The sequence below is a fragment of the Anabaena subtropica FACHB-260 genome (genome assembly GCF_014697105.1).
GTDB lineage: Bacteria > Cyanobacteriota > Cyanobacteriia > Cyanobacteriales > Nostocaceae > Trichormus > Trichormus subtropicus.
Window position 1 is genome coordinate 1 of the sequence record NZ_JACJRF010000013.1, and the last position, 11,568, is coordinate 11,568.

Annotated in this window: 12 protein-coding genes; all 12 read right to left on the bottom strand. The window is 38.7% G+C overall.

Features of this window, described 5'->3' with window-relative positions:
- Positions 1 to 184: 184 nt before the first annotated feature.
- The 12 genes from nusB to hpsB all read right to left on the bottom strand — a co-directional run bounded on the left by nusB (position 185) and on the right by hpsB (position 11,547).
- The gene (gene nusB / locus H6G18_RS09770; protein WP_190406905.1) at positions 185 to 820 is read right to left on the bottom strand and encodes a transcription antitermination factor NusB; all 636 of its coding nucleotides are present in this window, start codon (positions 818 to 820) and stop codon (positions 185 to 187) included.
- A gap of 171 nt (positions 821 to 991) precedes the next feature.
- The gene (locus H6G18_RS09775) at positions 992 to 1,759 is read right to left on the bottom strand and encodes a DUF502 domain-containing protein (RefSeq protein WP_190406906.1); all 768 of its coding nucleotides are present in this window, start codon (positions 1,757 to 1,759) and stop codon (positions 992 to 994) included.
- A 521-nt stretch (positions 1,760 to 2,280) separates the two neighbouring features.
- On the bottom strand, positions 2,281 to 3,171 hold the full coding sequence (locus H6G18_RS09785) for a glycosyltransferase family 2 protein (RefSeq protein ID WP_190406908.1): 891 nt from the start codon (positions 3,169 to 3,171) through the stop codon (positions 2,281 to 2,283).
- A 173-nt stretch (positions 3,172 to 3,344) separates the two neighbouring features.
- On the bottom strand, positions 3,345 to 4,187 hold the full coding sequence (gene hpsJ-B / locus H6G18_RS09790) for a hormogonium polysaccharide biosynthesis protein HpsJ (RefSeq protein ID WP_190406909.1): 843 nt from the start codon (positions 4,185 to 4,187) through the stop codon (positions 3,345 to 3,347).
- A 251-nt stretch (positions 4,188 to 4,438) separates the two neighbouring features.
- Positions 4,439 to 5,089, bottom strand: a complete 651-nt coding sequence (locus H6G18_RS09795; protein ID WP_190406910.1) for a TIGR04282 family arsenosugar biosynthesis glycosyltransferase — start codon at positions 5,087 to 5,089, stop codon at positions 4,439 to 4,441.
- Between the two features lie 33 nt (positions 5,090 to 5,122).
- Positions 5,123 to 5,680, bottom strand: coding sequence for a pilus assembly FimT family protein (locus tag H6G18_RS09800; RefSeq protein WP_190406911.1), 558 nt, complete (start codon positions 5,678 to 5,680; stop codon positions 5,123 to 5,125).
- 22 nt (positions 5,681 to 5,702) lie between these two features.
- The gene (locus H6G18_RS09805) at positions 5,703 to 6,704 is read right to left on the bottom strand and encodes a glycosyltransferase (RefSeq protein ID WP_190406912.1); all 1,002 of its coding nucleotides are present in this window, start codon (positions 6,702 to 6,704) and stop codon (positions 5,703 to 5,705) included.
- Positions 6,697 to 7,704: a hormogonium polysaccharide biosynthesis glycosyltransferase HpsE gene (gene hpsE, locus H6G18_RS09810; RefSeq protein WP_190406913.1), complete on the bottom strand. Its 1,008-nt coding sequence runs from the start codon at positions 7,702 to 7,704 to the stop codon at positions 6,697 to 6,699. The genes H6G18_RS09805 and hpsE (H6G18_RS09810) overlap by 8 nt, the downstream gene beginning before the upstream one ends.
- A gap of 20 nt (positions 7,705 to 7,724) precedes the next feature.
- Positions 7,725 to 8,693: a hormogonium polysaccharide biosynthesis glycosyltransferase HpsE gene (hpsE, locus tag H6G18_RS09815; RefSeq protein ID WP_199311623.1), complete on the bottom strand. Its 969-nt coding sequence runs from the start codon at positions 8,691 to 8,693 to the stop codon at positions 7,725 to 7,727.
- Between the two features lie 373 nt (positions 8,694 to 9,066).
- On the bottom strand, positions 9,067 to 9,720 hold the full coding sequence (locus H6G18_RS09820; protein WP_190406914.1) for a type II secretion system protein: 654 nt from the start codon (positions 9,718 to 9,720) through the stop codon (positions 9,067 to 9,069).
- 37 nt (positions 9,721 to 9,757) lie between these two features.
- Complete coding sequence (hpsC, locus tag H6G18_RS09825) at positions 9,758 to 10,753, bottom strand: hormogonium polysaccharide secretion pseudopilin HpsC (protein WP_190407006.1); 996 nt, start codon at positions 10,751 to 10,753, stop codon at positions 9,758 to 9,760.
- A 59-nt stretch (positions 10,754 to 10,812) separates the two neighbouring features.
- Positions 10,813 to 11,547: a hormogonium polysaccharide secretion pseudopilin HpsB gene (hpsB, locus tag H6G18_RS09830; RefSeq protein WP_190406915.1), complete on the bottom strand. Its 735-nt coding sequence runs from the start codon at positions 11,545 to 11,547 to the stop codon at positions 10,813 to 10,815.
- Between the last annotated feature and the right edge of the window lie 21 nt (positions 11,548 to 11,568).

The window sequence follows — 11,568 nt, forward strand, 5'->3', positions numbered from 1 at the left end:
TTCCCCCTACTGCTTGCGCGTGTATTCTGATTGGATTTTCCACCACCTTTTACTCCCCACAACTCCTTCTGTTATTACTTTACTTGGACTTGTGTGTACACCGTAGCACCTCTAGGGGGCAGGGGAGCAGGGAGTGAGGGAAGAAATTCTTACTCACTACTCATTACTCATTACTCATTACTCACTAAACACTCAGTGCCTTTTTTTGGTCTGAGACTCGCCTTAGTACACCGTTAATAAAGCGATGGCCTTCATCGCCACTGTAGCGTTTAGCCAGTTCTACCGCTTCATTGATGGCGACGCTGTTGGGCAGATTGAAGAACATCATTTCTGCTACGGCGATGCGGAGAATATCCCGGTCGATTTGGGCTAGGCGAGTTACTTGCCAATCTACTAGTGCAGAGGTAATTTGCTCATCAATAGTGGTGCGTTCTTCGCTGACAATTTTGACAAGTTTGATGGCATATCTACCAACTTCTTTGTCTTGATTTGCCAGCTGAATCAATTCTGGAAATTCCACAGATGCGCCTAGCTGATTGATGGCTGTTTGTGTGTAGGCGATCGCTTCTTGTAGCATATTACGGGCAGTATTCAAATCTGAAGCCCGTGTTTGGCTAGTTAATAGGCGATCGTTACTACGTTGTAATTCAGCTGCTGCGTTGTCTAGAGTATCTTGTACTTCTGCCCTCAGGGTTCGCACTGTCGCTAGTACTAGTTTGGGCAGGTGTTCTTCGGTTAATTTTTTGGGGTTTAATGGTAACTGGCTCAGGCTTAAGAGTGCCAGTTCACGGGCAATTTGCTGGGGTTTACGGTCTTGCATAAGAGTAAATATTTCAGTAGTAATTTAATTCTTGGGTGACAAATTAATCAATTTTGGCAAAGCCAGACAACCATCTTATCTGTATTAGGAGTGAAGTTACCGGATTTTTTGAGATTTCTTCTACGGGGATGATGAATTAATACGAGTTCGTAAAGATTCACCCTTATATCCCTAAACTCCTGGTCGTTTCATCTCTCGTGAGGACTTTTCTATGGTATCTATTGTGTGTTCTTGCACTAAGTCTAAGGGAGGTAGAGGTGTATTCGATGCTACAATACCGCCAGAAACTACGATTTTAAAGGCATCTTCTACGGACATGGAGAGGTTGACTACATCTTCTTCTGGAACTACGGCGTACCAACCTGTGGTTGGATTTGGGGAAGTGGGAATAAACACACTCAACATCGGACGAGACATCTGGGTTTGAATGTCACTACTCATCACACCTGTTACGAAGGCGATCGCCCACATTCCTCGACGGGGATATTCTACTAAAATCACCCTGCGAAATTTACCATTAGAATCTTTAAGTAGTGTTTCCAAAAGCTGCTTCAGGATTTTATACACCTGTCCAGCTAAGGGAATGGCCTGCAATAATTGTTCACCAAAATCCAATAACCAGCGTCCGGCAATATTTCGAGCCATCAAACCAATTACTAAAATACATAGTAGTGGTACAGCTAGTCCTACTGCTAAATCTAGTATATTTATCAGTATAGGATGTAACCCTTCAAAGGGATTTAATTGCTTGGGAATGCGAGTCAGAAAGTTGATTACCCAATTAGCAATGGTAATCGTTAGCCAAATTGTTGTTGCTAGAGGAATTACTACCAACAACCCAGCAATCAAATCATTCTTTAAGTCCTGTTTTAAGCGGTCAATTCCCAAGATTTTGTTCTCTTTTTTTAGGATAGTGGAATTTTCGTGATTAGTACCCATTCCAGTAATTTTGTTGAATTTATTGTATATTTGTCGTATTAAATATTACTTTATTTATTTATCTGCGAAGACAAGTGTGGAATAGTATCCTAGTAACTACAAACCTTCTGCGGAAAAAAAGTTTGTCCATGACTGTATTTATGGACACATTTGAATCACGGTATCAGCTAGCTTGTCTGTGAAAAAGTTACTTTTCTTTGTACAACTTGTAAATGATTGTTGCAAATCTCTTAGTTATTACTAATCCTACCGCGATCTATTCAAAGCTGCTATGGGCGCAAAAAAACAACTCCAGTGCATTGATGAGAGCCATCAGATCATAAACGACAACCACTGGATGGGATATTTTGTATTAAAACAAGCCGTTATAAATCTTAACTTAGTAGTGAATGAATTTAAGAATTTTGGCGTTTTTATGGGAATTCCCAAAAATAAATTATCCAACCTCTCCCCTGCTATAAAAGCTTTCACGTAGCGTCCCGCAGGGATGGGACACTTTTTCCATTGGAAGTCTTTATTGCCTAAGCCCCCAGCCCCTCTTTTGAGGATTCTTGGTTGCTGTCTTTGCTAAGAGCTATTGGTGCTTCTAAACTAGGGGTAGGTAGATACTTCATTTCCCAAGCTTTCAGCAAAATTAGGTATTCATAAAAAGCCTGTAATGTACACCAAGCCATACCTGCACGTCCATCTAGACAACCACCTAGAAGAAAGTACATATACAAAAAACGCAACACAGGTCTGGCTGGTAGTCTCAAAGACAAGTCTTTTAAAGCACGCCGTCTATCAACTTCTGATTTACCAAAAAACAAATCTCGCCAGTCAACCTTGCCATTTTCCAATTGGTACAAGGTTTCCTTCGCTTCATCAGTAGAATAACGGTTGTGTTTCTCAATCCAACGGCTCAAACCCTTACTACAAGTGTAATGAGGATAGGTAGCTTTTAAGAAGCTGGTAGCACCTTCACAGACTTCTCGTTCCGTATGACCGTAGTCGGTAAACCACACCTTACCGTGACGGAACAGACGCATCTGATAACGGGGGTATTGAGTGCTGTAGCGAATCCAGCGATTCATGAACATTACCCGTTCAGCGACGTAGTAACCAATATATTTGGAAGTTGTAATTGCTTGTTCGCATTCAGCAAACAATTCTGGTGTCATCCGTTCGTCAGCTTCGAGAATATAGACCCATTCGTGTTTTGGTGGGAGAGACTCCAACATCCAGGTACGTTGGCGACCGTGGCTTTCAAAAGCGTGCTGCACAACGCGGATGGGATAGCGATTGGCTATTTCTACAGTGCGATCGCTACTACATGAGTCTACAACGATGATGTCATCCGATAACATCGCCGATTCTATACAAGCTGCAATATCTAGTTCTTCGTTATAAGTCAGTATGTAAATAGAGAACATTGCCCAGTCTTAAGGTAATTTTGCTAAATGCTTAGTATCAATAGTCAATAGTCAATAGTCATTAGTTATTAAATTCTCTTCTCCCCTAGCCTCTGCTCCCATATCCATATATTTAACTAGGGGCTATGAATAAGAGGGCTGAGTAAAAACTAGCCCCTAGCCCCTAGCATCTATTAACGTGCTGGTACTTTACCTTTACGTCCACCACCTTGAAAAGCACCGCTAGCTCTGAGTCCTGACCAACCGATAATGATGTAGCCAATGGATAATATCAAACTGCTGATACCAATTCGGAGTCCAGATTTCCAAGCATTGTCTCTAGCTTGTTTGGCAGCATCTTCTTTACGCTGGCGAATTTGGTTTAATCTTTGATTAGCAAGCCCTTGAGGATCTGTTTGCTGGGCAATAAACTGATCCAATTCTTGGGGATTGGCTTTAAATTTTCTGAGTAATTCTTTCTGTGCTGCTGGAAGTTGCGGATTATTCAGTGCTTGTTGATATTTCTGATCATCTCGCAGCAGTTCAGTGAATTGCGCTCTAGCTTGGGTGCGTAGTTGGTCTAGTTGAGCCTTTCCTTGCTCACTATTCACTTGGGCTTGAAATTGTGATAACTGGTTTTTGAGTTGATTTTCTGCTTGTTCCGCTTCTTGATTGATTTGGTTTACTTGTTGTACGCTGGCTTGTCGCACATTGTTGAGATGTAAGGGAAAAATCAGCAAGAAAATTAATCCTAAAATACTGGAAAGTATTAAAACAGGAACCCTTAAATCAAACCCTTTGGAACCACCATCACTAGCACTGTCCATCCAATATCCAGTAAATAATGCTCCCAAGCCAACTAAAGGAACAATACCCCGGTCAACTAATGCTGTGGCTAGGTTAATTTGCCATATCCTATCTGTGGGCTGAAATGGCAACAAAAGAATCAAAAAATCCAGCAAAAACGAGACAATTAAAACTATCCCCACAACTTTGAGGATCAGGGAGGCGTTTACAGAAGCAAAGCGATTAACCATAGCTTTTCAAATTTGTATGTACCGAATTCAGATTGAGTGATTATCCTCTTTAAAGTTACTTTAATATCGTTCCCATAAGGTTCCTTGTTATATGAATCTACCCATATTTATGAGATAAAAAGCAATGCCACCATGTTACAAAATTTTTACCCCTGAGTAGAAAACTACACTACAGCAGCATTGGCTATCTAGTATGTGTATGTAAAATATTACGTATTTTAGAATACAAGGGTAAGTTAGAACAAATTTATCTATTTCATATTAACTTCAGTTTCCCAGATTCGTTGCCAAATCGGTAAATCCTCTGGTCTGTCAACATCCGCTAACGGTGATAGGTGATGATATAAGATGTTAAGTCGATTAGCAATATCTACAGTTTGGTGTAATACTTGCGAGGTTCCCCAGTCGATGTTAACGAATAATTCTGGGATGAAGCGACGCAAACCAATTAAGTAGTAACCACCATCAATGGCTGGGCCAAGTATCAAATCAACTGTATCTTTTTGTGCAAACGCTTGGGCTAGAATCCGAGAATTCAACCCAGGGCAATCAGTGCCGATAATCACAACTTGTTGAGCATGATCTTGAAAAGCATTGTAGAGCGATCGCTCTATCCGTGAACCCAAATCTCCATTCCCTTGGGGCTGGTAAACTAAGTCACAGCCAAGCCACTCTTCCATTAGTTGCAAATCACCACCAGCAAACCGCACTTCCACAGATACGTTAACTACTTTTTGCAGTTCTCTAACTTGAGATATTGTATACTCAGTCATCTCTCGTTGCAGGTTAGCAGCACCAAGAGTACCTAAAGCAGGTATTAACCTAGTTTTTGTCTTACCTGGTTCTGGATAGCGAGTAAAAATAATTAAGTGTTGTGGTTGAATTTGTGATGTTTTCAGCACACCATGACCTTGTTTAAATTAGCTAAAAATATCTTAATAGCAATAATCACCACCGCTATTAGCTCTATTACGCTCCTTTGCTGTCCGCATTGCACCTAAAATTGTCGAAACATAAACACAGCGCTTGATTTTATCCCTAGACTTGCTATTTAAGGTAATTCTACCCACAAGTATTTGTTTCACACTTCCTTGATAGTCAAATTCAACTCGCCTCACCCCATTTGATTGCTGTAAAGTCGTTTCTCTATCTAAACGCACGCGAGAATCTAAATTATTCCAATTAGCGTTAGCAGGACTTATGGTAGCAGGATGAACTGCCCATTGAATTACACCATTTTGTTCGCGGAAACTAGCTTGCCAAGTTAATTTTTCTTTACTTGCTTGGCTTTGAGCTTGTCGCATGGCATTGTAAACTTCGTTTTGAGCTTTGTTGAGGCGTTGAGTATCTACAAAAGCTAACCAGTAAGGTAATGCTAAAGCTGCTAATATCCCAACCATGAGAATAACTGCCAATATCTCTGGAAGTGTAAAACCGCGTTCATTTTGACAATTTAAGCTATTCTTCTTGTCAACTATAGATAGTAAAAGCACCTGGATATATGTTGTGAATATTTTAATTGCCAGAAATTACTGATAACTGTGGATTGAGAGATTTTGTCTTGAGTTTTGCGAATAATTCTGTAGATAAACTAGCCGGTAATGTAATAATTATCAGAGCTTTAAACAAAAGTTTTAATGTAGAATTTATCTGCTTTACTCTAGAAGAGTCATACAGAAAATATTGCCAAATAAATTTAATAGCAGCTAGACTTTTACTTCGACTATAAGGCTTTTGCAGAGCTTTACAAGCTAAATATTTGTAGAGATTGGCTATACTCAAGTGCAAAATATGATTACCAATTGCCGATCTTGCTTGATAAGCTTTTTCTAGCACTTGCATACAAGCTTTCTCCTGTCTCACCAGATTAGAAGATAAAGAATTACTACTAACTCGATATAATATTTGGACGAAAGGTACAGCTACAAAAGAATATTTATCAGCTAATCGCAGCCACATATCCCAATCTTGAGCCGCCTTTAGTGATTCATCAAATCCTCCCAATGCAATTAAAGCTTCTTTGCGAATTAAAGGATTAGAACCATTTTCTAAAAAATTGTTGATAAATAATTTTTGATAGACATCTCCATTAAGTGTTACACGTCTACCAGAAATTAAAAACTTACCATCTTCATCAATATAATCAGTCCAGCTATAAGCAACATGAAAATCGGGGTTTTCGTGTAAAGCTTCTAACTGAGACTCTAGTTTATTCGGCATCCAAATATCATCAGCATCTAGGAAGCTAATAAATTTTCCCACTGCAAGATTTAACCCACGATTCCGGCTAACATTTCCCCCAGCATTCTCAAAGGAGAATATCTTAATTCGTGAATCTTGAATTTGGGAAACAATATCTAAAGTTCCATCTTGTGAACCATCATTAATCACAATTAATTCAAAATTAGTAAAAGATTGGCGTAAAACTGAATCGATTGTTTCTTTGATAGTTTTTTCACAATTATAAGCTGGTATGATTACAGAAATCATTGGTAAATCAAAATGTGATTCAGTCATTGTTTAAACTTATATTTTTATTGGTTAAATTATTGAAATAAAACATGAGTGAGTATAAAGGACTCAAAAGACTACCCAAATAAAAATTAAACTCCACGATTGCAACTATATCTCCATTTAGATTATTTTTGTACTTAATAATATGGTGAAATAGTCTGCGAAGATTTCCCAAAATTGTTCTCAGTAAAATTATTGGTGATTGACCTTTTTTAGCATTGATTAGTCTGAGTTGAAAAATACATAAACCACAACCACGAGCTACATTGACTAAGTAACTTCTTTCAAGTCGCCCGTGGGGAATTTTATGATAAATTTCCATTTTGGGGTTATACCAAATTTCCCAACCAGCCTTGTACATATATAAGAGAACTTCTGTATCCTCTCCACCAACCATTAACTTCCCGATTCTTCCTTTAAAAACTAACTGTTGTGGTACGCTTTCTAGCCAAGCTTGTTTACGGATAACAAGTGCAGCACCTGGGGGTAGTTTTAAGTTCTCAGCATCAAATATATACGCTTTTTGACCATGTTCTCTAATGGCTAAAAAAGCCTGGATTTGGGAAAAATTATCTGGCGGTGTCACTTCAAAATCACCATGTATTTGACCACTCCATGCACCAGCGCGAGGATGTTCCTGGCCAAAATTATAAGATTGTAAAACCCAATCAGGCGCGGCTAAATTATCATCATCTAAAAAAGCAACAAATTTACCTTGGGATTCCTTGATTGCTCTGAGTCTTCCATAGGCTAAACCCTGTTGTGTTTCTAGAAAATATTTCAACTGACATTGAGTAAATTTTTTCTGATAATCACTCACTACTTCAGGTGTGCGATCGCGGCTATTATTATCAATAACGATAACTTCCCAACGTAAGTGTTCTATACCTATTTGATTCAATAGTCGATCTAAAACTTGTGGTAAACGTTCTGCACCATTCCATGTGGGAATAGCAACAGTAAAATCCACTGTTTCGATGGTTTCTTGTAGTTCTTGTTGCATAATCCCAGCCTCCTGATTATTTACTTACTACTTTTAGTTAAGTACCCATTTTTCCACAGATAAAAAGGACTAATTAGGCTGCTGAAAAACAGTTCTGTTTCACAAGCTATGACTAAATCAGTTTTTATCTTGGTTCTATACTTCAGTAGTTGTAAAACAATTTTTCTTGTATCATTTATCATGTAGGCAACAAGGACAAATGGTTTGTAATAGGATTCAACATTTGTTGTCCTGGTAACATAGCGACTTAGCCCAACACCTCTGAAGAAGGGAATTAAATATTCTCTTTTTAATCTAGAGCTTGGTATTCTATGATAAATTTCCATTTCTGGGTTATACCAAACTTCCCAACCAGATTTTTGCAGATAACACAGCATTTCTAAATCTTCACCAGTGAGCATATTCCCTGCAACTCTACCAGTTAAAATTGGCTGTTCTGGTACACTTTCTAACCATGCTTCTCTGCGGACAACCAGTCCAGCAGAGGGGGGAAGAAGTTTTTTCCTCGGCTCGTAAAATAGAGGTTTATTACCGCGTTCTGTAATTGCTAAAAAAGGAATAATACTCTTAAAATTTTCCGGTGGTTCAACTTCCCAGTCTGGGTGTATTTGGCTACCATACGCCCCTGCTTTGGGGTGCTTTTGAGCGAAAGCACAAGCTGCTGCTACCCAAGTTGGGATGGGGTAGTTATCGTCATCTAAAAAACCGATTAATTTACCTGAAGCAACTTCGACACCTTTTTTTCTGGCATAGGCTGCACCTTGTTTAGCTTCAAAACAGTATTTTAAAGGATAAGAACAGTGCCAATTTTCTTGGTATTGTTGAACAACTTGGGCTGTGTTGTCAGTGCTGTTATTATCGACAACAATAATTTCCCAAGCAATATTTTCGGTGTTAATTTGGTTTCGCAGCCTTTCTAATAATTCTGGCAAACGATTCGCACCGTTGTAAGTCGGTATAGCTATAGTTAAATCAAGGTTGGCAGTCATTTTTTGCGGTTTATACTTAGATTTATTGTCTAGTTGGGGGTGTCTGGATGATGTTAAAGACTTAACCGAAGTTATTTTAGGCTGAACTGCAACTCATGGCTAGTAAATATTTAATTCAAGTATGGAACAACAAATCTCGGAAAAATTGCTTTTTACAAGCTTTTTAGCATCCTCCATAAGTTGTATTTTTCGAGTTTTGAATTGTTTATTTTGGATAAAAATGTTTATTTAAGGATTTTGTACTGATAAAAAAATAGTAAAATTTAAAACTAAAAATATTGCACCTTCTATTTCAATTTTGCGTTGAAGGTGCGTTTTATAGTTCAGTATTATTGTGTAGTTTTTGATAAAATTAGCTACATGAAATACTGATTTAATTACACTGACTATCTTTATCTGTAATTGTTGCACCTAAGAGAGTTTTTAAGATAACGCAACGTTTAACGTTATTATTTTTGACAACAACTTTGATTCCTGGTGTTTCAGTAGAACCTGTTGGTGGTGTGCCAAAGCTGGCATTTGTTAAAGTACCCATGTAGTCGAAAGCAATTGTTTGTGGTGTGGTATCAATTTCATTGACAGAAGTACCAGCTGTGTTTGTGCCAGAGAGATTTGTCAAAAGTCTTATTTGTCCGGTGGATTTGATATCTAAATCTTCACCTAAATTACGCCAGTTCGTAGGCGTTGTACCTGAATAAACGGCGAACTGTGGAATATTATTCTCTGTTTTAAAACTGACACTATATTTCAGTTTTTGTCGTTTAGCTTGTCGCTGTGCTTCTTGTATGGATGCTAAAACAGCGTCATTAGCTTTATTTACCCTTTGACGATTGACAAAAGCAGACCAACTAGGAAGTGCGATCGCTGCTAATATTCCTATCATCATGACCACGGCAATCATTTCTACTAAACTAAAGCCAGAATCTGATTGAGCAAATATTGCAAAATGGCGATTAGGCAGGCATAGCGATTTGATTATGCTATTTTTTCTGTAAATATTGAACGACTGCAAACGTATTTTGTTCATGATCCACTGCCTTAAATTACGCTATTGTTTTCAGCATCTACTGAGTAAATAAATACCCACGTCCTTGTACTCTTATACTTGCAGTGGGAAAATAAGCGCTTCTGTTAGCGGCATAATTGAGGTTATTGTTTTGTAAGCGAGCGATCGCATTGCCTCTGATAAATATCTGTGCTGTAGTGTTGACTCTATCAACACAGGCATAAAAGCTTGTCATGTTAAATGTAGTGCGGGTATTAAAATTGGCTGTGTTTGGTGCTACAAGTGTTGAAGCAGTACAGGCGGTTTTTGCTGGTGCGCCTGTTGTGGTCTGGTCTATATAGTCAACCAATACTACGGGTGTAGCAGAGTAATTAACATCAGTTACTACATTTGTTCCATTGGCATCTTTAGTAGTGTATTGGCTGAGTCTTTTCCAGGCATTCATCTTTTCATGGATTGTTCCTGCTCCATCAAGGCTAAACAGTGCAAAACCATCACTTGGACAATAACCACTCACATATTTGCCGGTATATCCAGTGCAAGATACTCCACCAGCACTAGCTACACCGTCTCTAATTTGCCATCTGGTAATACGAGCCGCATTAGACCAATTAGTATTGCTATCTTTAATGAGATAGTAGGCAACTAATGAATACACATACGTATCATCTTTTTCGCTGCCTGTAATTGTAATGGCTTGGTTAATTAACTCTCTTTTCCAGAAAACTAGGACAGGAACTCTATCTGTTGAGGTTGAACTAGGTAATTCATTTCTAATAGCATCAATACCAGCACTATCGTAGATATAGATAGCCTGCTGCAAGTCACGGGCAATGTAATCTAATGCTACTTGAATTTCTTGTTCTGAGCTTACCTTTGCTTGTTCCTGTCGGTCTGTATTCATGACGCTAATCATGAAGCCCATTAATGGTGCAATTACTAGGACTGCCAGAATCATCGCTACCAATAATTCAATCAGGGAAAAACCACCAACTGGGTCTATGACCTTGGAGCGTTTCAACTGGCTTTGAAGTAGAAATTTTAATGCCCTCATCATACTCTGGGTTTCCCATTAGTGAATATTGATGGATAGATACACATCAGATTTGCTTATTAATTACAGGCTTTATTTGTTGCCACACCAAGACGCTGACATAGGGTGCTGAAGGAAGTACTACTGTTTGCTATGTCTGTTGTCATTTCCAGTAGTGGTGCTTGGCGATCGCCTAAACCACCAGTATAAGGATTTTGTGTTTTCTTAATAGCTGGACTAGTGCTATTGGCTTCAATAGTGCTGGCGGTTAAAGTTTTAGTAAAATCAACATCTGCTCGATAAACCCGAATTGTTAGACGGTAGCCATCATTAGCTGCTGTATTTTGGACAATTCGACGAGCTTGAATGTAAAATAGCTTATCAGTATTAGTAGTACAGTCTGGGTTGGAAATACTACCATCATTGTTAAAGCAATATAAACTTCCCTTAGTTGTGTTATCAGGGACAGGCATTTTTGTAGTATCAATTAGATAGTCTCCTGGTGCATCTACAAGGTTTCGTGTGACATCTGTACTAGGTGCTGCAAGTATTGGAGTAATAGCATTTGGTACTGCAATAATTACACCACTTCTAGTAGTTGCTCCCGACCTAATACCATCAATAAAGGTTTTGGCAGCTTGTGCCGCTAATTCCACCCGTCTTGCTTGAACACGGGTAGCGGTTGAGAAGACAAGAACAGGCGCGATCGCTGTTAGCAAAATTGCTACTACAATGATTGCTACCAAAGACTCAATGATGGTAAAACCGGAATCATTACAAGAGGTTTTTTGTTGCTGTTTTTTGAGTTTGATCATTGCTCATTACCTGCTTTGAAA

Coding starts and splice junctions, on each gene's coding strand:
- nusB (WP_190406905.1), bottom strand. CDS start 820: ATGCAAGACCGTAAACCCCAGCAAATTGCCCGTGAACTGGCACTCTTA.
- H6G18_RS09775 (WP_190406906.1), bottom strand. CDS start 1,759: ATGGGTACTAATCACGAAAATTCCACTATCCTAAAAAAAGAGAACAAA.
- H6G18_RS09785 (WP_190406908.1), bottom strand. CDS start 3,171: ATGTTCTCTATTTACATACTGACTTATAACGAAGAACTAGATATTGCA.
- hpsJ-B (WP_190406909.1), bottom strand. CDS start 4,187: ATGGTTAATCGCTTTGCTTCTGTAAACGCCTCCCTGATCCTCAAAGTT.
- H6G18_RS09805 (WP_190406912.1), bottom strand. CDS start 6,704: ATGACTGAATCACATTTTGATTTACCAATGATTTCTGTAATCATACCA.
- hpsE (WP_190406913.1), bottom strand. CDS start 7,704: ATGCAACAAGAACTACAAGAAACCATCGAAACAGTGGATTTTACTGTT.
- hpsE (WP_199311623.1), bottom strand. CDS start 8,693: ATGACTGCCAACCTTGATTTAACTATAGCTATACCGACTTACAACGGT.
- H6G18_RS09820 (WP_190406914.1), bottom strand. CDS start 9,720: ATGAACAAAATACGTTTGCAGTCGTTCAATATTTACAGAAAAAATAGC.
- hpsC (WP_190407006.1), bottom strand. CDS start 10,753: ATGAGGGCATTAAAATTTCTACTTCAAAGCCAGTTGAAACGCTCCAAG.
- hpsB (WP_190406915.1), bottom strand. CDS start 11,547: ATGATCAAACTCAAAAAACAGCAACAAAAAACCTCTTGTAATGATTCC.